Origin of the sequence: Orrella dioscoreae, from assembly GCF_900089455.2 — a bacterium.
GTDB lineage: Bacteria > Pseudomonadota > Gammaproteobacteria > Burkholderiales > Burkholderiaceae_B > Orrella > Orrella dioscoreae.
Genome location: NZ_LT907988.1, coordinates 3692187 through 3711493, shown reverse-complemented (window position 1 = coordinate 3711493; position 19307 = coordinate 3692187). Strand labels below are relative to the sequence as shown.

The 19307-nt window shown below is 69.2% G+C and carries 18 protein-coding genes; 9 read left to right on the top strand and 9 right to left on the bottom strand.

What is annotated here, in order from left to right; translation table 11 throughout:
* Nucleotide 1: 1 nt before the first annotated feature.
* Together ODI_RS17165 and ODI_RS17160 are read right to left on the bottom strand one after the other, a co-directional pair.
* Nucleotides 2-1606, bottom strand: coding sequence for a formate dehydrogenase beta subunit (locus ODI_RS17165; protein ID WP_067750062.1), 1605 nt, complete (start codon nucleotides 1604-1606; stop codon nucleotides 2-4).
* The gene (locus tag ODI_RS17160; protein WP_067750063.1) at nucleotides 1603-2175 is read right to left on the bottom strand and encodes a formate dehydrogenase subunit gamma; all 573 of its coding nucleotides are present in this window, start codon (nucleotides 2173-2175) and stop codon (nucleotides 1603-1605) included. Before ODI_RS17160 ends, ODI_RS17165 begins: the two co-directional genes overlap by 4 nt.
* Before the next feature lie 172 nt (nucleotides 2176-2347).
* Between ODI_RS17160 and ODI_RS17155 the strand changes: the two genes are divergently transcribed.
* The 3 genes from ODI_RS17155 (at nucleotide 2348) to mobA (ending at nucleotide 5205) form a co-directional block, all read left to right on the top strand.
* Nucleotides 2348-3436, top strand: a complete 1089-nt coding sequence (locus tag ODI_RS17155) for a substrate-binding domain-containing protein (protein ID WP_067750064.1) — start codon at nucleotides 2348-2350, stop codon at nucleotides 3434-3436.
* 74 nt (nucleotides 3437-3510) lie between these two features.
* On the top strand, nucleotides 3511-4620 hold the full coding sequence (moaA, locus tag ODI_RS17150; RefSeq protein WP_067750066.1) for a GTP 3',8-cyclase MoaA: 1110 nt from the start codon (nucleotides 3511-3513) through the stop codon (nucleotides 4618-4620).
* A gap of 6 nt (nucleotides 4621-4626) precedes the next feature.
* Nucleotides 4627-5205 carry a molybdenum cofactor guanylyltransferase MobA gene (gene mobA / locus ODI_RS17145; RefSeq protein WP_067750068.1) on the top strand — a complete coding sequence of 193 codons (579 nt, stop codon included), beginning with the start codon at nucleotides 4627-4629 and terminating at the stop codon, nucleotides 5203-5205.
* 10 nt (nucleotides 5206-5215) lie between these two features.
* Here the strand turns inward: mobA and ODI_RS17140 are convergent, their stop codons facing one another.
* Complete coding sequence (locus tag ODI_RS17140; protein WP_067750070.1) at nucleotides 5216-6115, bottom strand: LysR family transcriptional regulator; 900 nt, start codon at nucleotides 6113-6115, stop codon at nucleotides 5216-5218.
* Nucleotides 6116-6301: 186 nt separating this feature from the next.
* On the opposite strand from ODI_RS17140, the gene ODI_RS17135 reads away from it, so the two are divergent.
* Together ODI_RS17135 and ODI_RS17130 are read left to right on the top strand one after the other, a co-directional pair.
* Entirely contained in the window at nucleotides 6302-7321 is a 1020-nt protein-coding gene (locus ODI_RS17135; protein ID WP_082985155.1) for a Bug family tripartite tricarboxylate transporter substrate binding protein, read from the top strand.
* A 35-nt stretch (nucleotides 7322-7356) separates the two neighbouring features.
* On the top strand, nucleotides 7357-8268 hold the full coding sequence (locus ODI_RS17130; RefSeq protein ID WP_067750071.1) for an NAD(P)-dependent oxidoreductase: 912 nt from the start codon (nucleotides 7357-7359) through the stop codon (nucleotides 8266-8268).
* 29 nt (nucleotides 8269-8297) lie between these two features.
* On the opposite strand, the gene ODI_RS17125 is transcribed toward ODI_RS17130, so the two are convergent.
* The gene (locus tag ODI_RS17125; RefSeq protein ID WP_067750072.1) at nucleotides 8298-9005 is read right to left on the bottom strand and encodes a GntR family transcriptional regulator; all 708 of its coding nucleotides are present in this window, start codon (nucleotides 9003-9005) and stop codon (nucleotides 8298-8300) included.
* Between the two features lie 158 nt (nucleotides 9006-9163).
* Here ODI_RS17125 and araD point away from each other — a divergent pair, with 158 nt between their 5' ends.
* From araD to ODI_RS17110, 3 genes are all read left to right on the top strand, one after another.
* A complete protein-coding gene (gene araD, locus ODI_RS17120) occupies nucleotides 9164-10906 on the top strand; it encodes an L-arabinonate dehydratase (RefSeq protein WP_067750073.1) in 1743 nt (580 codons plus the stop codon).
* Between the two features lie 16 nt (nucleotides 10907-10922).
* Nucleotides 10923-11648: a ribonuclease activity regulator RraA gene (locus ODI_RS17115; RefSeq protein WP_067750074.1), complete on the top strand. Its 726-nt coding sequence runs from the start codon at nucleotides 10923-10925 to the stop codon at nucleotides 11646-11648.
* A 68-nt stretch (nucleotides 11649-11716) separates the two neighbouring features.
* Entirely contained in the window at nucleotides 11717-12721 is a 1005-nt protein-coding gene (locus ODI_RS17110) for a Bug family tripartite tricarboxylate transporter substrate binding protein (RefSeq protein WP_067750144.1), read from the top strand.
* A 53-nt stretch (nucleotides 12722-12774) separates the two neighbouring features.
* Here the strand turns inward: ODI_RS17110 and ODI_RS17105 are convergent, their stop codons facing one another.
* The 5 genes from ODI_RS17105 to moaC are packed head-to-tail and all read right to left on the bottom strand — an operon-like array spanning nucleotide 12775 to nucleotide 15750.
* Complete coding sequence (locus ODI_RS17105) at nucleotides 12775-13980, bottom strand: molybdopterin molybdotransferase MoeA (RefSeq protein WP_067750076.1); 1206 nt, start codon at nucleotides 13978-13980, stop codon at nucleotides 12775-12777.
* 11 nt (nucleotides 13981-13991) lie between these two features.
* The gene (gene moaB / locus ODI_RS17100; protein WP_067750078.1) at nucleotides 13992-14522 is read right to left on the bottom strand and encodes a molybdenum cofactor biosynthesis protein B; all 531 of its coding nucleotides are present in this window, start codon (nucleotides 14520-14522) and stop codon (nucleotides 13992-13994) included.
* Nucleotides 14519-15022 carry a molybdenum cofactor biosynthesis protein MoaE gene (locus tag ODI_RS17095; protein WP_067750080.1) on the bottom strand — a complete coding sequence of 168 codons (504 nt, stop codon included), beginning with the start codon at nucleotides 15020-15022 and terminating at the stop codon, nucleotides 14519-14521. The genes moaB and ODI_RS17095 overlap by 4 nt, the downstream gene beginning before the upstream one ends.
* Nucleotides 15023-15026: 4 nt before the next feature.
* Complete coding sequence (locus ODI_RS17090; protein WP_082985156.1) at nucleotides 15027-15281, bottom strand: MoaD/ThiS family protein; 255 nt, start codon at nucleotides 15279-15281, stop codon at nucleotides 15027-15029.
* Nucleotides 15259-15750, bottom strand: a complete 492-nt coding sequence (moaC, locus tag ODI_RS17085; RefSeq protein ID WP_067750082.1) for a cyclic pyranopterin monophosphate synthase MoaC — start codon at nucleotides 15748-15750, stop codon at nucleotides 15259-15261. The genes ODI_RS17090 and moaC overlap by 23 nt, the downstream gene beginning before the upstream one ends.
* A gap of 128 nt (nucleotides 15751-15878) precedes the next feature.
* Here moaC and ODI_RS17080 point away from each other — a divergent pair, with 128 nt between their 5' ends.
* The gene (locus ODI_RS17080; protein ID WP_231968079.1) at nucleotides 15879-19304 is read left to right on the top strand and encodes a DUF748 domain-containing protein; all 3426 of its coding nucleotides are present in this window, start codon (nucleotides 15879-15881) and stop codon (nucleotides 19302-19304) included.
* Nucleotides 19305-19307 lie beyond the last annotated feature (3 nt).

Below are 19307 nucleotides of genomic sequence, written 5' to 3'. Positions count from 1 at the left end.
CCTAGGCCGCGTGCGCGTCCTGGTCTGCCGGCGCGCGCACGCCGAAGTCTTCGGGGAAATGGTTGAGCGCCGAGAGCACGGGGTAGGGCGTCATGCCGCCCAGCGCGCACAGGGACCCGCCCAGCATGGTGTCGCAGAGGTCGCGCAGCAGTTCGACGTTCTGCTCGCGCTGGCGCCCGTCGCGGATCTTGTCGATGACCTCGGCCCCGCGCGTGGAGCCGATCCGACAGGGCGTGCACTTGCCACAGGACTCCACGGCGCAGAAGGTCATGGCGTAGCGCGCCATGTGCGCCATGTCGACGGTGTCGTCGAACGCGACCAGGCCGCCGTGTCCCACCATGGCCGAAATCTTCTGGTAGGCCTCGTAGTCCAGCGGCACGTCCCATTGCGATTCAGGCAGGTAGGCGCCCAGCGGGCCGCCGACCTGCACCGCGCGCAGGGGCCGGCCCGAGGCGCTGCCGCCGCCATAGTCGTAGAGCAGTTCGCGCAGGGTCAGGCCGAAGGCCTTTTCCACCAGGCCGCCCTGCTTCAGGTTGCCGGCCAGCTGGAAGGGCAGGGTGCCGTGCGAGCGGCCCACGCCGTAATCGCGGTAATAGGCCGCGCCGCGCGCCAGGATGGTGGGCACCGAGGCCAGCGTGATGACGTTGTTGATGACGGTGGGCTTGCCGAAGAGCCCCTTGATGGCGGGCAGCGGCGGCTTGGCGCGGACCACGCCGCGCTTGCCCTCCAGGCTTTCCAGCAGCGAGGTTTCCTCGCCGCAGATATAGGCGCCCGCGCCGACGCGCACTTCCAGGTCGAAGGTGCGGCCGCTGCCATGGATGTCCTTGCCCAGCCAGCCCACGTCACGGGCGCGGGTGATGGCCTGCTGCAGCGCGGCGATGGCGTGCGGGTACTCCGAGCGCACATACAGGTAGCCGGAGGTGGCGCCCACAGCCAGGCCGGCGATGGTCATGCCTTCGATCAGGACGTAGGGGTCGCCTTCCATCAGCAGGCGGTCCGAGAACGTGCCCGAGTCGCCTTCGTCGGCGTTGCAGACGATGTACTTCCGCGCGCCGCCGGCGGCCAGCACCGTCTTCCACTTGATGCCGGCGGGGAAGGCCGCGCCGCCACGGCCGCGCAGGCCGGATTGCGTGACTTCCTCGACGATCTGCTCGGGCGTCATGGACAGCGCCCGGCGCAGGCCTTCAAGGCCGCCGTGCGCCGCGTAGTCATGCAGCGACAGCGGATCGGTGATGCCCACGCGGGCGAAGGTCAGGCGCTCCTGCTTCTTCAGATAGGGAATGTCTTCGGTCTGGCCGTGGCACAGCGCATGCGCCTTGCCTTGCAGCCAGCCGGCCTCGAACAGGCCCGCCACGTCCTCGGGCTCGACCGGGCCGTAGGCCACGCGGCCGTCCGGCGTTGCCACCTCGACCAGCGTTTCCAGCCATAGCAGGCCACGCGAGCCGTTGCGCACGATGTCGACGGACAGCCCACGTTGCTGCGCTTCCTGTTCGATGGCGTTCGCCACGGCATCGGCGCCCACGGCCAGCGCCGCGGCATCGCGGGGCACATACAGCGTGACGGTGGATTCGCGCGGGGCGGCGGGGAAGGTGAGCGGGGCGCTCATGATTGCACTCCCTGCATCAGCCGGTTGAATTTCTCGGTGGTGACGCGGGCGTGCGGCTGGCCGTCGATCATCACGGAGGGCGACTGGGCGCACAGGCCCAGGCAGTACACGGGTTCCAGCGTGACGGCGCCGTCCGCGGAGGTCTCGTGGAAATCGCAGCCCAGCTGTTTTCTCGCGTGGTCGGCAAGCTGCTCGCCGCCACGCGATTGACAGGCCTCGGACCGACAGATTTCCACCACGTGGCGCCCGGCGGGCTTGCTGCGGAAGTGCGGATAGAAGGTGATGACCCCGTGCACCTCGGCCCGCGAACGATTCAGCGCGTCGGCCACGACCTGCACGGTTTCGGGCGGGATGCAGCCCAGTTCGTGCTGGATGGCGTGCAGGATGGGCAGCAGGGCGCCGGGCTGGTCCTTGTAAAGGCCCACGATGCGCGCGGCGGCAATCTGGGTGGCCTGGTCGGACGGAACGCTGTGCAGCGGGTCGGTGCCGCGTGCCGCGCCTGTCGATGCCAGGTCGATGCTGGCCTTGCGAATGGGCGCGCCAGCGCCGGGTTGGCCGGTGACTGACATGTCTGGCTCCTTGTGCCTATCGTCCTGCGCCGGGCCGGGGCGGTTTGCCTTGCCGGGCTGCATGACGATGGTTATTATGTCTCCAGGAACATATTATTAATCGCATCGCCGTCTGGCGGTTCCTGTGCCGACTACTCTAATCCGGGTTTTTGGCCGCTTCAATAAGAATTAAATGACATATAAATTCCGCATCGGCCTGCGCCCCGCGTGGTTGCTCGGCTCGGATGGTGAACAAGGGGTTTCCCTGCAGGAAGTGCTGGCGTTGCTGGCGGCCATCGATGCCACCGGCCACATCGCCGGCGCCTGCAAGGCCTGTGGCCTGTCCTACCGGCACGGCTGGGGGGTGTTGCGCAAATTCGAAGAAAGCTTCGGCACGGCGCTGCTCATCACCAAGCGCCGCCAGGGCACGCAGCTGTCGCCGTTCGCGCAACGCCTGCTGTGGGCCAACCGCCGCATCGAGGCGCGCCTGATGCCGACGCTGGAGAGCATGGCGTCCGAGCTGCAGGAAGAGCTGGAGCGCCTGCTGCCGCAAGGCGAGCCGCACGTGCGCCTGCACGCCAGCCACGGCTTCGCGGTGGAGGCCCTGATGCATCACATGAGCGGAAGCGGCCACGCGCCCGGCATGGAATTGCGCTACCGCACGGCCATCGAGGCGCTGGCGTCGCTGGAGCGCCACGAATGCGACCTGGCGGGCTTCCAGGTGCCGCTGGGCGAATTCGAGGCGCCGATCATGGCGCGCTATGCGCAGTGGCTGGACGTCGACAACTACCGCCTGATCCACCTTGCCGTGCGCAACACCGGGCTGTTCGTCGAGCCGGGCAATCCCAAGAACATCCGGGGCATCACGGACCTGGCGCGCCCGGACGTGCGCTTCGTGAACCGCCAGATCGGTTCCAGCACGCGCTACCTGGTCAGCCTGCTGCTGGAACGCGCGGGCATTCCCATCAGCGCGGTGCAGGGCTACGAGACCAACGAATTCACGCACATGGCCATTGCCGCCCACATCGCCAGCGGCATGGCCGACACCGGCGTGGGCGTCGAGACGGCGGCCTGCCGCTTCGGCCTGGCATTCATTCCGCTGGTGCGCGAGCGCTATTTCTTTGCGGTGCATCAATCCAGCCTGGCGCAGCCGGCCATGCAGGAACTGTTGCGCCTGATGCGCAGTCCAGAGTTCGTGGGCTACCTGCGGCAGCTGGTGGGTTACGATGCGCGCCACACCGGCGAGCTGCAGACCTTCGAGCAGGCTTTCGGCAGAGGGTGACACGCCGCGCCCGGACACCTCTGGCGACAGGGGCTTTCGGGCGCGGCCGCCCCCCGCGATCTAACATCCCTCCAATGAGCAAAGTCATCTTCCTGGCACGCGACACCCCTGCCGCCCCGTCCTACGCGGGCGCGGCGCGGCATGCGCCCGCGCCGGGCGTGACGCCGCTCGATGCGCGGGGACGGCCCTTGCGCGACCTGCGCATCTCGGTGACCGACCGCTGCAATTTCCGTTGCGGCTACTGCATGCCACGCGACGTCTTCGACGCGAACTACCAGTTCCTGCCGCATGCCGACATGCTCACCTTCGAGGAAATCGCCCGGCTGGCCAGCCATTTCGTGGACCTGGGCGTGGAGAAGATCCGCCTGACGGGCGGCGAGCCGCTGATGCGCCGCAACCTGGATGCGCTGGTGGGCATGCTGGCCGAATTGCGCACGCCGGCAGGCAAGCCCCTGGACCTGACGCTGACCACCAACGGCATCCTGCTCGCGCGCCGCGCGCGGGCGCTGCGCGCGGCGGGCCTGACGCGCGTGTCGGTCAGCCTGGACGCGCTGGACCCGGTGCTGTTTCGCCGGATGAGCGATGCCGATTTCTCGCCTGATGACGTGCTGCGCGGCATCGACGCGGCGGCGGAGGCGGGCCTGGCCCCCTTGAAGGTCAACATGGTGGTGCGGCGCGGGCTGAACGATCACCAGATCCTGCCCATGGCGCGGCGCTTCCGGCATTCCGGCCACGTCCTGCGCTTCATCGAATACATGGACGTGGGCAACACGAATGGCTGGAACCTGGCCGAGGTGGTGCCGGGCGCCGAGGTGCTGGCGCGCATCGGCGCGGAACATCCGCTCTCGCCGCTGTCGGCGCATTACGCCGGCGAGGTGGCCGAGCGCTGGGCCTACGACGACGGCGCGGGCGAGATCGGCGTCATCACCAGCGTCACGCACGCGTTCTGTGGCGACTGCAACCGGGCGCGCCTGTCGCCCGAAGGCAGGCTCTATACCTGTCTGTTCGCCTCGCAGGGGCACGACCTGCGAGGCCCGCTGCGTCAAGGCGCGGACCCGGACCAGTTGCGCGGCCTGCTGGCGAGCCTGTGGGGCGGGCGCACCGATGCCTATTCCGAGTTGCGCGGCCGGGCCGAGGCGCCCGCTGGCGAGCGTCGCATCGAAATGAGCTACATCGGCGGCTGACACTTCATGCGCGAGACCCTCACCGGCTTGATCCTGGCGGGCGGACAAGGCCTGCGCATGGGCGCGCGCGACAAGGGCCTGCTGGCCTGGCGCGGCCAGCCGCTGGTCGCGCACGTGTGCGCGGGCCTGCGGCCGCAGGTCGATGGCCTCTTGATCAGCGCGAATCGCAACCTGGCGGACTACGCCGCCTATGGCACGGTGGTGCCGGATGATCCCGTGCTGGGGAGTTACCAGGGGCCGCTGGCGGGGCTCGCGTCGGCCCTGCCGGTCGCGCCCGCGGGCTGGGTGCTGACCTGGGCCTGCGACATGCCGCGGGTGCCGGCCGACCTGGCCAGCCGCCTGCTGCAGGCGGCGCAAGCCGCGCACGCGCCGCTTGCCGTGGCGGCCACGCAAGGCCGTTGGCAGCCCGTGTGCATGCTGGCCGCCACCACCCTGTTGCCCGGCCTGCTGGACTACCTGTCGCGCGGCGAACGCCGCGTGCAAGGGTGGCTGCGCGAGGCCGGCGCCGTGGCGATGGATTTCGACGACCAGGCCGAGGCTTTCGACAACCTCAATACGCCCGAGGATCTCGCGCGCGAGGGCTGAGCGCCCGTCTTCACCACAGCGGGTGCGGCACGCTGAAGTCCGCCACCTGCACCACCCGTTCACGCAGGGCCGCCAGGGCCGGCCGGATGTCGTCGCGCCGCCACTGGAAGGAGTAGTGCAGCGCACGCAAAGGCGGGTCGCTGTCCAGGACCGCCACCGCGCCGCGCTCCACCAGCGGTTTCAGCCAGCCTTCCGGAAAGAAGCTCACGCCGATGCCTGCGCGCACCAGTCCCGCGATGGCGGACATGTTGTTGCAGACGAGGCGGCGCGGCACGGCCAGCGTGTTGGCGCTGAGCCAGGCATCGAAGAGGCGGGTGGAGCCGGCCGCGGGCGGCATGGTGATCACGGGAACGTCCTGCAGCACTTCGGCCGTGATGATCCGTCGGCCCCGCAGCAGCTCGGGCGCGCCAGCCCAGCCATAGCGCACCTCGGCGATGGTGTGCGAGGCAATGGCATTGTGCGAGGACCAGCCGGCCACCACGGCGAAATCCAGTTCGCCGCTGGTCAGCCGGCTTTCCAGCGCCTGGCCCATGTCCACTTGCGGTTCCAGTTGCAGCGCCGGGAAGTCCTCCCGGCAGCGCGCCACGAAGCGCGGCAGCCAGGTCATGGCCGCGAGTTCTCCCAGGCCGAAGCGGCACAGGCCTTGCAGCGGATCGTCCTGGCCCACGGCGGCGCGCGCCGCGTCGGCGGCGGCCAGCATGTCCCGCGCACGCGGCAGCAGCAGCTTGCCCGCGGCGGTCAGCGCGGACCGGTGTCCGGCGCGATCGAAGAGTGTCCGGCCCAGCGTCTGTTCCAGTTCGGCGATGCGCTTGGAAAGCGAGGACTGCGAGAGATGCAATTGCGCGGCCGCGACCGCGAAGCTGGCCGAGGTGGCGGCGGCATAGAAGGCTTCCAGCTGCTTGAGGGTCATCGTTGTCTCTTGGTGTGGCCGCGGCCCCGGCGTGCAGGCCGTCTGGGCGCGTTCTTGTGTTCGATAAAAGCGATGAAAGCCTTGCGGAATTTATCACTTTCTACCGTCCCCCAGCCTTGCTAGAGTTGCCCGACAAGCTGGGGCGCACCGACGCACCTGGCGAATAACCATAAGACGGAGACAGACATGATTCGCATCCAGCAAGGCGCGGCGCGTGCCGGGCATTTCCTTTCATTGTCGTGGCGCAGCGTCCGGTTGGCGGGGGCCGGCGCGGGCATGGCGGCGCTGCTGGGGGCAGCGCCCGCGGCCGCGCAGGACTGGACGCCGCAACGGTCCATCGAGATCGTGGTGGGCTTTGCGCCGGGCGGCTCGGCCGACCAGATCGCGCGACAGCTGTCCAATGCGGTGAAGGACACGTTCCCGGTGCCCGTGGTGGTGGTGAATCGGCCCGGCGCGGCCGGCGCGCTGGCCGCGCAGCAGATCGCGCAGGCCAAGCCCGACGGCTACCAGCTCTTCGTGGGCGGCGGCAGCGAGACGACCTCGGTGGGCAATCACCAGAAGCTCTCGTACGACCCGCGCAAGGACTTCACGCCGGTGCTGAAAGTGGCGCGCCTGCCCTCGGTGCTGGCCGTGAAGGCGGACTCGCCGCACCAGACCATGCAGTCGATCATCGAGCAGGCGAAGAAAGCGCCGGGTTCGCTGTCCTATGGCTCGACGGGCGAGGGCAGCCTGTTCCACTCCACCATGCTGGTGTTCCAGGCCAAGAGCGGGCTGAATTTCCTGCACGTGCCCTACAAGGGCGCCGCCGATTCGCTGCTGGCGCTGGCGGGCGGGCAGGTCGACATGGCCTTCGGTGCGCCCGAGGAGGTGATGGGCCTCATCAACGGCGGGCGCATCAAGCCGGTGGCTGTGTTCTCCGACAAGCGCGTGCCGGCCTTTCCCGACGTGCCCACCGTGACCGAGCTGGGCTACCCGGTGGCGCTGGACAACATGAAGGGCCTGATGGCGCCTGCCGGTTTGCCCGAGCCCGTCTATCGCACGCTGCATGACGCGTTCAAGGCCGCGCTGGATACGCCGGCCTGGAAGGGTTTCACCGAGAAGACGGGCCTCATGACCGACTATGCCGACGGCCCCGCCTTCCAGCAGCAGATCGACGCGGGCTATGAACTCATCGGTGATTCGCTGCGCACCCTGCCCAAACCCTGATCCCCCCCAACCTTGCACAAGGAGCCTGGCACACGATGTCTGCGACTCAATCCTCTTCCCCTGTCCGCGTCGGCTTCATCGGCCTGGGCGTGATGGGGCGCGGCATGGCCGGTTCGCTGTTGCGCGCCGGGCATGCCGTGACCGTCTTCAACCGCAATGCCCAGGCCATGCCGCCGCTGGTCGAGCAGGGTGCCCAGGCCGCCGACAGCATCGCGGCGCTGGGTGCGTCATGCCGCGTGGTCTTCCTGTGCCTGTCCGATACCGCGGCGGTCGAGGCCGTGCTGTTCGGCGAGGGCGGACTGGCCCAGGCGTTGGCCGCGGGCAGCACGGTGATCGACACCAGCACCATCAGCGCGCCCGCGACGCGCGGCTTCGCGGCGCGGCTGGCCGAGCGCGGCGTGGCCATGCTGGATTCGCCGGTGAGCGGCGGCCAGCAGGGCGCGGCCACCGGCAGCCTGAGCTGCATGGTGGGAGGCGACGCGGCGGTCTTCGAGGCCTGCCTGCCTTATCTGCAGGCCATCGGGTCGAAGGTGGCGCACGTGGGCGGCGTCGGCGCGGGCCAGGTGGTGAAGGCCTGCAACCAGGTCGCGGTCACGGGTGTCATGCTGGGCGTGGCCGAGGCGTTCGCGCTGGCGCGCCGCCACGACGTCCCGCCCGCCGTGGTGCGCGAGGCCCTGCTGGGCGGCGCCGCGCGCAGCATGGTGCTGGAGAAGAATGCGCTGCGCCTGATCGAGCGGGACTTCCAGCCGGGCTTCAAGGCCGAACTGATGCGCAAGGACCTGCGGCTGGCCTTGCAGGCCGGACAGGACCGGGGCGTCTTCATGCCCGGCGCCGCGCTCATCGCGCAACTGCTGGAAGGCGTGTGCAGCGCAGGGGAAGGCAGCCTGGACTGGAGTGCGTTGGGCAAGCTGGTGGAGACCTTGTCGGGCGTGGACGAGCAGGCCTGACAGGCTGGGCTGACAGCGCCGCCCGGTGCTTACTTCGCCGGGCGTGTCACATACTGCGGATAGCGTTCGCAGATGTCGTCGACGTGGCTGAGCGTGCCGGACAGGTGCTCGCGCAAGGCTGTCTGCGCGGCGGCGGCATTGCCTGACACCAGCGCGCCGACGATGCGGCGGTGATCACGCAGGATGCGCTGCGCCTGGCCGGCCTCGGGCAGGTGCAGGTGGCGCAGGCGGCGCACGTGGCCGCTGTAGCGCTGCTCCAGTTCCCACAGGGCGGTCACCCCCGCGGCCTCGTGCATCTCGCGGTGGAAGGCCTGGTCCGACACGATGAAGTCCGCGTAGCGCGCCGCCTGCAGGCAGGCTTCCTGCGTGGCGATGTGCGCGTTCAGCCTTGCGGCCAGCGCGGGATCCTGCCTGCCGGCGAGTTCATGGACGATTTCCAGCTCCAGCGCGCGGCGCAGGAAGTGCGCCTGGCGCGCGGCCGCCACGTCGATGCGGCTGACGACGGTGGTGTGCTGGGGAAAGATGTCGACCAGGCCTTCATCGCGCAACTGGATGAGGGCGTCGCGGATGGGCGTCTGGCTCAAGCCGAACTGCTCGGCCAGTTCCGGGCGCGAGAGCACGGTGCCGGGCTCGAGCGCCAGCGACAGGATCAGTTCGCGGAGTTTTTCCACCACCTGCGGGGCGGCATGGCGGGAACGGTCCAGGTGCAGGTCGACGGGCAGGGTGTCCAGCTTCATTCAGGCAATCTCGAAGGCAGCACATTGTAGGCTGGGCGCGCGGGCGCCCCAGCATTGACGCACTAATATATTAGTGTTTTACTTCGAAAAAGACGGCCACCCAGCCGGAAAAATCCCTGGCACCGCCAGGACATGCCACACACGGAGACAGGCATTCCATGAGCGACGCTCCCCGCAAGGACCCCGCCACGCTGCGCAGCGCGCGCTGGTTCGCCCCCGACGACCTGCGCAGTTCGGGGCACCGGTCCCGCACCATGCAGATGGGGTACGCGCCTGAAGAGTGGATGGGCAAGCCCATCATCGCCATCCTCAACACCTGGTCCGACGCCAACCCCTGCCACGCGCACTTCAAGCATCGCGTCGAGGACGTCAAGCGCGGCATCCTGCAGGCGGGCGGCTTTCCGCTGGAGCTGCCGGCGCTGTCGTTGTCGGAAAGCTATGTGAAGCCGACCACCATGCTGTATCGCAACATGCTGGCGATGGAGGCGGAGGAATTGCTGCGCTCGCATCCGGTGGACGGCGCGGTGCTGATGGGCGGCTGCGACAAGACCACGCCGGGCCTGGTGATGGGCGCGCTCAGCATGGGCCTGCCCATGATCTACCTGCCCGCCGGCCCCATGCTGCGCGGCAACTACCGCGGCCAGTACCTGGGCTCGGGCTCGGACGCGTGGAAGTTCTGGGACGACCGGCGCGCGGGCCTGATGTCGGCGCAGGAGTGGACGGAGGCCGAGGGCGGCATCGCGCGCTCGTATGGACATTGCATGACCATGGGCACGGCCAGCACCATGACCGCCATTGCCGAGGCGATGGGCCTGACCCTGCCGGGCGCCAGCTCGATTCCGGCGCCGGACGCCAACCACATCCGCATGGCCTCGGCCGTGGGGCGCCGCATCGTGGAGATGGTGCATGAAGACCTGACGCCGAACCGGATCGTGACGGCCGCCGCCGTGGGCAATGCCGTGGCCGTGGCCATGGCCACCGGCTGTTCGACCAATGCCGTGGTGCACCTGGTGGCCATGGCGCGGCGCGCGGGCGTGCCGCTCACGCTCGACGACCTGGATGCGGCCAGCCGGCACGTCCCCGTGCTGGCCAACATCCGGCCCACCGGCACGCAGTACCTGATGGAAGACTTCTATTACGCGGGCGGGCTGCGCGCGCTGATGGCCAAGATGGGCGACAAGCTCGACCTGACGGCCATGACGGTCAGCGGGCAACCCCTGGGCGACACCTTGGCGGGCGCGCGTTGCTACAACGACGACGTCATCCGCGGCCTGGACAACCCCATCTATCGAGAAGGCTCGCTGGCCGTGTTGAAGGGCAACCTGGCGCCGGACGGCGCGGTCATCAAGCCCGCGGCCTGTGATCCGCGTTTCCATCGCCATGAAGGTCCGGCGCTGGTCTTCGACAGCTATCCCGAGATGAAGGCCGCGGTCGAGGACGAGGACCTGGACATCACCCCCGACCATGTCATGGTCCTGCGCGGCGCCGGCCCGCAGGGCGGACCGGGCATGCCCGAGTGGGGCATGCTGCCCATGCCCAAGGCGCTGCTCAAGCAGGGCCATCGCGACATGCTGCGCCTGTCGGACGCACGCATGAGCGGCACGAGCTACGGCGCCTGCGTGCTGCACGTGGCGCCCGAGTCGCATGTGGGCGGACCGCTGGCCCTGCTGCGCACGGGCGACATCGTGCGGCTGGACCTGCCCGCCCGCCGGCTGGACATGCTGGTGGACGAGGCCGAGCTGGCGCGCCGCCGCGCGGCCTGGACGCCGCCTGCCGCCAAGACGGGGCGCGGTTATGGCTGGATGTTCGCGCGCCACGTGGCGCAGGCCGACAGCGGCGCCGACTTCGATTTCCTGACCACCGACTTCGGCCCGCCCGTCGCCGAACCCGACATCTACTGACTGCCACGGAATCCGCATGAGCTCCCACCCGCTTTCCCCGCAAACCCGCGACGCCCTGTCCCGCGTGTCCACCGCCACCCTGTCCACGGCCTTGTTCAAGCGCGGCCTGCGCAACCAGTGCATCCAGGACGTGCTGCCACTGAATCCCGGCCTGCCCAACATGGTCGGACCGGCCTATACCCTGCGCTACATCCCGGCGCGCGAGGACCTGAACACCATCAAGGTGTTCGAGAACCCCGAGCACCCGCAACGCAAGGCGGTCGAGCAGTGCCCCGCCGGCGGCGTCATGGTGATAGACAGCCGCAAGGACGCGCGCGCGGCCTCGGCGGGCGGCATCCTGGTCACCCGCCTCATGCAGCGCGGCGTGGCGGGCGTGGTCACGGACGGCGGCTTTCGCGACTCCGCCGAGATCGCCACGCTGGCCATCCCGGCCTATCACCACCGGCCCGCCGCACCCACCAACCTGTGCCTGCACCAGGCCATCGACATCAACCTGCCGATCGCCTGCGGCGACGTGGCGGTGTTCCCCGGCGACATCATCGTGGGCGATGCCGAGGCCGTGATCGTCATTCCCGCCGAGATGGCCGAGGAGATCGCGCGCGAGGCCACCGAGATGACCGCCTTCGAGGATTTCGTCACCGAGCGCGTGCGCGCCGGCGAAAGCATCGTCGGCCTGTATCCGCCCACGCATCCTGCCACGCGCGAGCGCTTCGAAGCCTGGCGCCGCGAGCAAGGGCGCTGACCCCAAGGGCGCCAGCCACCGGCGCGGGCGCCCGATCACCATAAGCCCGAAAAGGGCGAGGAGACATGATGACGCCGTATCCCGTGCTTTGCCTGGTCCGCCGCACGGCGGGCCTGCTCGCCTGTGCCCTCCTGGCTGGCGCCGCCGCGCCGGCGCTGGCCGCCGATGACTGGCCCAAGCGCAAGCCCATTTCCTATGTGGTGCCGTTCACGGTCGGCGGCTCCACCGACGTGGTGGGACGCCTGCTGGCGCAGAAACTGGGCCAGCGCCTGGGGCAGAACGTGGTGGTGGAAAACAAGCCCGGCGCGGCCGGCGGCATCGGCGCCAGCTACGTCGCCAAGGCCACGCCCGATGGCTACACGCTGTTCGGCGGCACCATCAGCACGCACGCCATCAACGCCAGCCTCTACAAGAACCTGCGCTATGACCCGGTGGCCGATTTCGAGCCGGTCTCGCTGGTGGCCACGCTGCCCAATGTGCTGCTGGTGGACCCGAACCTGGGGGTGAACACGGTGGCGGAACTGATCGAGGTGCTGAAGAAGCATCCGAACAAGCGCACCTATGCGTCTTCCGGCGCCGGCACGTCCACGCACCTGACGGGCGCGCTGTTCGCCGAGACCATCGGCGTGCCGCTCACGCACGTGCCGTACAAGGGCACGCCGCCGGCCATGATCGACGTGTCCTCGGGCGCGGTCACGTTCATGTTCGACCAGATGACGGCGGCGCTGCCGCTGTTGCAGCAGGGCAAGCTGAAGCTGTTGGCCGTGACCACCGGCAATCGCATCGCGCTGTCACCGGAGACGCCGACGCTGGAGGAGGCAGGCGTGAAGGGCTTCCAGGTGGCATCCTGGCAGGCGGTCTACGCGCCCAAGGGCACGCCGCCGGAAATCGTCCAGCGTCTGTCCAAGGAAATCGCCGAGGTGTTGAAGGCGCCGGACGTGCAGGCCCAGTTGATCCAGACCATGGGCATGGAGCTGGTGGGCGGCTCGCCCGAGGATCTGCGTGAATTGATGGCCAAGGAGATTCCGCGCTGGGCGGAGGTGGTGAAGACGTCGGGTGCGACGGTGGAGTAGGCGGCGCGCGTGTGGGAAAAGAAAAAGGCTCCAGTGGAGCCTTTTTCTGGTGCTCAGGCCAGCCAGTGCTTCAGGTCGTAATACCGCACATGGTCGCCATTGCCCAATGACGTGTCGGCGGGCAGGCGCGCCAGGCCATGCGCCCACGTCAGGGAACTGAGCACGCCCGAGCCCTGCTGCGGATAGAGCCGCAGCCGGCGCGTGCCGGCGGGATCGGCCTCGCTTTGCACGCGCACGAATTCCTCACGGTCGTCGCGATAGCGCTTGTCGGTCTGCAGCACGCCGCGCTCGATGGCGGGAAACACCAGCGCGCGGCCCTGCATGCGGCGCAGCAGCGGGGTGACCATCAGGGCGAACACGGCATAGGCCGACACCGGATTGCCCGGCAGGCAGACCACGGGCTTGCCCTGCACCTGCGCCAGCGCCAGCGGCTTGCCGGGCTTCATGCGCACTTTCCACAGCGCCAGTTCGCCACCCAGCGCTTCCAGCGCGGGCTTGACCAGATCCTTTTCGCCGACGGACACGCCGCCCACGCTGATCACCACGTCGCAATCGGCCAGCAGCGTGCGCAGCGCGCGGTCCAGGTCCTGGGCGTCGTCGCGCGCGTGCAGCACGTGCGCGGGCTCGGCGCCCATGCCGGCGACCAGGGCGGCCAGCATCGGGCCGTTGCTGTTGTAGATCTGTTGCGTGGCGCGCGGCTGGCCCGGCGCGACCAGCTCGTCGCCAGTGGTGAGGATGCCGATGCGCAGGCGCGCATGCACGGGAACCTCGTGCAGGCCTTGCGAGGCCAGCGCGGCGACCTGGGCCGCGCCGATGACGGTGCCGGCTTCCAGCAGGACGGCGCCTTCGGCGATGTCCTCGCCGCGGCGGCGCACGTGCTGGCCCGGAGTGGGAGCGGTGTTGATCGTGACCTGGCCATCGGCTTCGTTGCAGTGCTCCTGCATGACCACCGTGTCGGCGCCGTCGGGGATCAGGCTGCCCGTGAAGAGCCGGGTGGCCTGGCCGGGCACGAGCGGCGCGGCCTCGTCGCCCGCGAAGACGCGCTGCTGCACCCGCAGCGCCTTGCCTTGCGCGTAGTCGGCCGCGCGGATGGCATAGCCGTCCATGGCGCTGTTGTCCGCCGGCGGGGCGTCGAAGCGGGCGTGCAGGGTCTGCGCCAGCACGCGGCCCAGGGCCTGGCCCAGCGTAACGGTTTCCTGGCGGGAAGGGGCGGGGCCGGCTTCCGAGAGCTGGCGTTGGGCGGTGTCGAAATCAAGCATGGAGATAGGGGTCATTCCCGGATCAGGTGGGTGACGAAATTGCACTTCTGCCGGCTGTCGAGCTGGTCGCGGATGATGCTGTCGAAAGCGGTCCGGCAGGCGTTGTTGGAGCCGGGCAGGCAGAAGATCACCGTGCCGTTGGCCATGCCGGCGAGCGCGCGCGACTGCACGGTGGAGGTGCCGATCTCCTGGAAGGAGAGCTGGCGGAACAGTTCGCCGAAGCCCGGGATGTCGACGTCCAGCAGGGGAGTGATCGCGCGCGGCGTATTGTCCTTGTGCGAGAAGCCGGTGCCGCCGGTGGTGAGGATGACCTGGATCTCCTCGTCGGCGATCCAGTCGCTGATGACGCGGCGGATCTGGTAGACGTCGTCCTTGACGATGTCGCGCTTGCGGCAGTCATGGCCCGCATGCGCCAGGCTGGCGGCCAGCAGGTTGCCCGAGGTGTCGTCGCCCGCGCTGCGCGTGTCGCTGATGGTCAGCACCGCGCAGGCAAGGTGCTTGATGGAAACGCTTTCTTTGGAAACGGTCTCTTCGTCGCTCATTGTTCCTGCTCCTGGTCGGCGGGGGGCATGGCCGCGGGCGCATCGTCCCAGCGGCGGGTCTTGTCGAAATCGGCGTCGCGGGCCTGCACCCAGAACTGCTCGCCGCTGGTCAGCCTCTCGCGCTTCCAGAACGGCGCGCGGGTCTTGAGCGCATCCATGATGTATTCGCAGGCGCGGAAGGCCTCGCCGCGATGCGCCGAGGCGGCCGCGACGAAGACGATCTGCGCGTGGCGGGGCAGCTCGCCCACGCGGTGCAGGATCACGTAGCCGCCGATGTCCCAGCGCTGCATGGCGGCGTCGCCGATCTCCTGCAGTTCGCGTTCGCACATGCCCGGATAGTGTTCCAGGTAGAGCGTCTGCGTGGCTTGATCCGGCGCATGGTCGCGCACATAGCCGGTGAAGGTGGCGATGGCCCCGGCGCGTCCGGCACAGGCCTCGTACAGCGCGCGTTGCAGCGCCGCGGCGTCGAAATCGGATTCCTGCACGATGACACGGCGCATGGGGTCAGCCTCCGGTGACGGGTTCGAACACGGCGACTTCGTCGCCGGGCTGGATCAGGATGGTGGGCTTGGCGTGCAGCTGGTTCACGGCCAGCTTCAGGCGCGCGGCCGGCGCAAGCTTCGGATAGCGCGCCTCGAGCTCGGCCAGCAGCGTGTCGCCGCGCTGGGCCTGGGCCAGCGGCCAGGATTCGCCGCGCTTGCCGGTCAGTTCGGCGACGCGGGCGAAATACAGCAGTTCAATCTTCGCGTCGCCACTCACCGCTCTTTCCTCCAGATTTGTATTCCAGGCAGATGTCCTCGATCACGATGCCCTTGTCGGCCGCCTTGCACATGTCGTAGAGCGTGAGCGCGGCCACGCTGACGGCGGTCATGGCTTCCATCTCGACGCCGGTCTGGCCGCTGGTGCGGCAGGTGGCGCGGATAGCGACGGTGCATGCGGCATCGTCCAGCGAGAAGTCGACGCCCGCGAACGCCAGCGGCAGGCTGTGGCACAGGGGGATGAGGTCGGCGCAGCGCTTGGCGGCCAGGATGCCTGCCACGCGCGCGGTGTTCAGTACCTCGCCCTTGCCCTGGCCCGGCTGGGTCAGCAGGGCATAGGCGGGGGCGGAGAGGCGCACGCGGCCACGGGCGATGGCGGTGCGCAGGGTCGGGGTCTTGGCGCCCACGTCGACCATCCGGATCTGGCCGGCGTCATCGAGGTGGCTGAGCGCCGCAACGGGTTCTGTCATGGGTGTCTTGGCGGGTTGCGGGCAAAAGGGGCGCGGCGCGGGCGCGCGCGCGTGAGGCCAATCATAGACGAGGCGCGCTGCGGACGCGATAATGCGCCGCAAGCGGGTAGCGGCTGACCGGAGTGGCAATGAACGACAAGATGGCAACGGGCAAGAGCGGACGTGGACAGGCGCTGCGTGGCCGCCTGGTTCGTGGCTTGCGGCATCCCCGCACCTGGCGCATCGTGGCCTGGACGCTTGGGGTGCTGTTGCTGCTGGCGGCGCTGGCCGCCTGGGGCGTGCCCAGGCTGGTGCATGGCGCCCTGCAGGAGCAGGCCGCGCAAGCCATCGGCCGGCCCATCTCGGTGGGGCAGGTCAGCTTCAATCCCTTTTCCTTGACCCTGCGCGTGCGCGAGCTTGCGGTGAGCCAGCCCGACGGTCCGCCGCTGCTGACCTTCGTGGAGCTGGAGGCCAGCGCCGCCTGGGCGTCGGTGTTCCGCTTCGCGCCGGTGGTCGACCGGCTGATCCTGCGCCAGCCCCGCCTGGTTGCCACGCGCGAGGACGCCACGCGTTTCTCGTTCTCGGACATCGTCACGCGCGTCCAGGCGCTGTCGGCCGAGGACCCCGCCGCGCCGCCCAGGCCCGATACCGGCCTGCCGCGCTTTTCGCTGAACAACGTGGAGCTGCTGGACGGCAGCCTGCTGCTGGATGACAAGGTCACGGGCCGGCGCCATGTGATCGATGAACTCACGCTGGGCCTGCCTTTCCTGTCGACGCTGGCTTACGCCACCGACATCGACGTGCTGCCGCGCCTGCATGCGCGCATCAATGGCAGTGTCCTGGACATGGACGGCACGACGCGGCCCTTCGAGGCCGAGCGGCCTTCGTCGCTGCACCTGCGCTTCGATGGCCTGGCATTGCAGGAACTGGCCGATGCGTGGCCGCTGCCGGTAGCCGTCAAGGTCGAGCGGGCCTTGCTTGATTCCGACCTGCAAATGACGTTCGCCCAGCCCGCGGGCGCGGTCCCCACCTTGCGGATCACCGGCAGGGCGGGGCTGCGTGAACTGGATGTGCGCGAGGCCGGCGGGCAGCCGCTGCTGGGCTGGCGCGCGCTGGGGATCGAAGGCGTGGACCTGATGCCGCTGGCGCAACAGGCCTCGGTGGAAAAGATCGTGCTGGATGCGCCGGTGGCCGCGTTGCAGCGCAATGCCGCGGGGGAATTGAACTGGCAGGCGATCCTGCCGCAGGCGGCCAGCCCCGCCGAGGCCCCGTCCGAGACCAAGCCCGAGACCAAACCCGAGACCAAACCCGAGACCAAACCCGAGACCGAAGGGGACCGCAAGCCTGACGCCTGGCAGGTCAAGCTGGGTGCCTTCGTGCTCCAGGACGGCCGCATCCCGGTCCAGGATGACAGCCTCGGTTTCACCTATGCCCTGGAAGGCGTGGGCGTCCAGCTGAACGACGTGGCGCTGCCGCAGCCGGCGGGGCAGCCCGCGGCGCTGCAGGTGGATGCCCGCAACCCAGATGGCGCCACGCTGGCATTGCACGGCAGCCTGTCGCCGCAGCCCCTGTCCGCAGACTTGCAGGTGCAGATGGAGACGCTGCCGCTCAAGATCCTGCAGCCCATGCTGGCGAAGGCGGGCCTGGGGTGGCAGGTGGATGCCGGCACGCTGGGCGCCCGTACGCGGGTGCGCGTCTCGCAGACTGGCGGTGACATGGCCATTTCCTTCAGCGACCTGGGCGCGCGCCTGGACGGCGTGACGGCGCAGGACATCTCGGCTAAGCCGGTGGTGAAGGTGGCGGCGCAATCGCTGGCCGTCACCGCCGACCGCCTGACGCCGGACCTGAAGGGCGATACCGCCTTCAAGGTCCAGGGCCAGGGCTTGCAGGGCGACGGCAGGCTGACGGTGACCGGCGTGCTGACGCCAGCGCCCCTGGCGGTGAAGGCCGACGTGGACCTGGCGGCGCTGGAGTTGTCGGGCTTCGCGCCCTACATCGCGTCCAGCCTGAACGCCACCGTGCGCGGCGTGGCGCTGGGCGGACGCGGCAAGGCGGCGTTCCAGGCGGCCGACGGCAAGACGCCGATGCGCGCGTCCTGGCGAGGCGATATCGAGGTCGGCAACCTGCGCCTGGATGACCGCGTCACGCGCAGCGACTTCCTGCGCTTCAAGCAGCTGTCGCTGGCGCGCAGCGCCTTCTCGTTGCAGGGCGAAAAGGTGGCGGCCGACCTGGGCGAAGTCACGCTGGACGATTTCTATGGCCGGGTGATCCTCAGTTCCGAAGGCACGCTGAACCTGTCGGACATCGTGGCGAACCCTGGCGAGGCGGGCGGTTCGATCACGCAGGGCACCCAGACCACGCGCACCGACGCCGCCGCCAGCGGGGCCACGCCGGACGTGTCGCTGCGCAGCCTGACGCTGAAGTCCGGCAAGATCAACTTCACCGATCGTTTCGTGAAGCCGAACTACACGGCCGACCTGACGCGCCTGCAGGGCACGGTTTCCGCGGTCTCCTCGACCCGGCCGCAGCCCGCCGACGTCAAGGTCAAGGGCCGGGTCTATGACAACGCGCCGTTCTCGCTGGAGGGCAAGGTGCAGCCTTTCGGCGCGTTCCTGGCGCTGGAGTTGCGGGCCATCGCCCAGGGCGTGGACCTGCCCACGTTCACGACCTATTCGGCCAAGTACGTGGGCTATCCCATCGAGCGCGGCAAGCTGTCGGTGGATGTGACCTACAAGGTCGAGGACCGCAAGCTCACCGCGCGCAACAAGGTGGTGCTGAACCAGCTCACCTTCGGTCCGCGCACCGACAGCCCCGATGCGCTGAAGCTGCCGGTGCTGCTGGCCGTATCGCTGCTGAAGGACCGTCATGGCAACATCGACATCAACCTGCCGGTCTCGGGGTCGCTGGACGATCCCGAATTCTCGGTGGGCGGCATCGTCGTGCAGGTCTTCATCAACCTGATCTCCAAGGCCGTGACGGCACCGTTCTCCTTGCTGGCCTCGGCTTTCGGCGGCGGCGAGGAACTGTCCTTCATCGCCTTCGAGCCGGGCAGTGCAGCGCTGTCGGACGCAGCGCTGGCCAATATCGATACCTTGTCGGCCGCCCTGGCGGATCGTCCCGCGCTGAAGCTGGACGTGAGCGGGCGCGCCGACCCGGCGGTGGATGCCGACGGGCTGCGCCAGGCCTGGCTGGATGCCCAGCTGCGGCAGGCCAAGGCCGCCGCGCTGTCTACGCGCGCGCGCAAGGTCGACCCGGACACGGTCAAGCTCGAGGCGGGCGACGAGGCCAAGTACCTGGAAGATGCCTATGGCGAGGCCGACATCGAGAAGCCGCGCAACTTCGTCGGCATCGCCAAGTCGCTGCCGCCCGAGGAAATGAAGGCGCTGATGCTGGCCGCCGCCCCGGCGGGCGAGGATGCCTTGCGGGCGCTGGCGGAGGATCGCGCCCGGGCGGTGATGGAACTGCTGATGGAGAAGGGGCCGGCGGACCGGATCTTCCTGGTGGCGCCCCGCCTGGACGCGAAAGGGGTGGACGACGGCGGCCCGACCTCCCGGGTGGATTTCTCCCTGAAATAGATA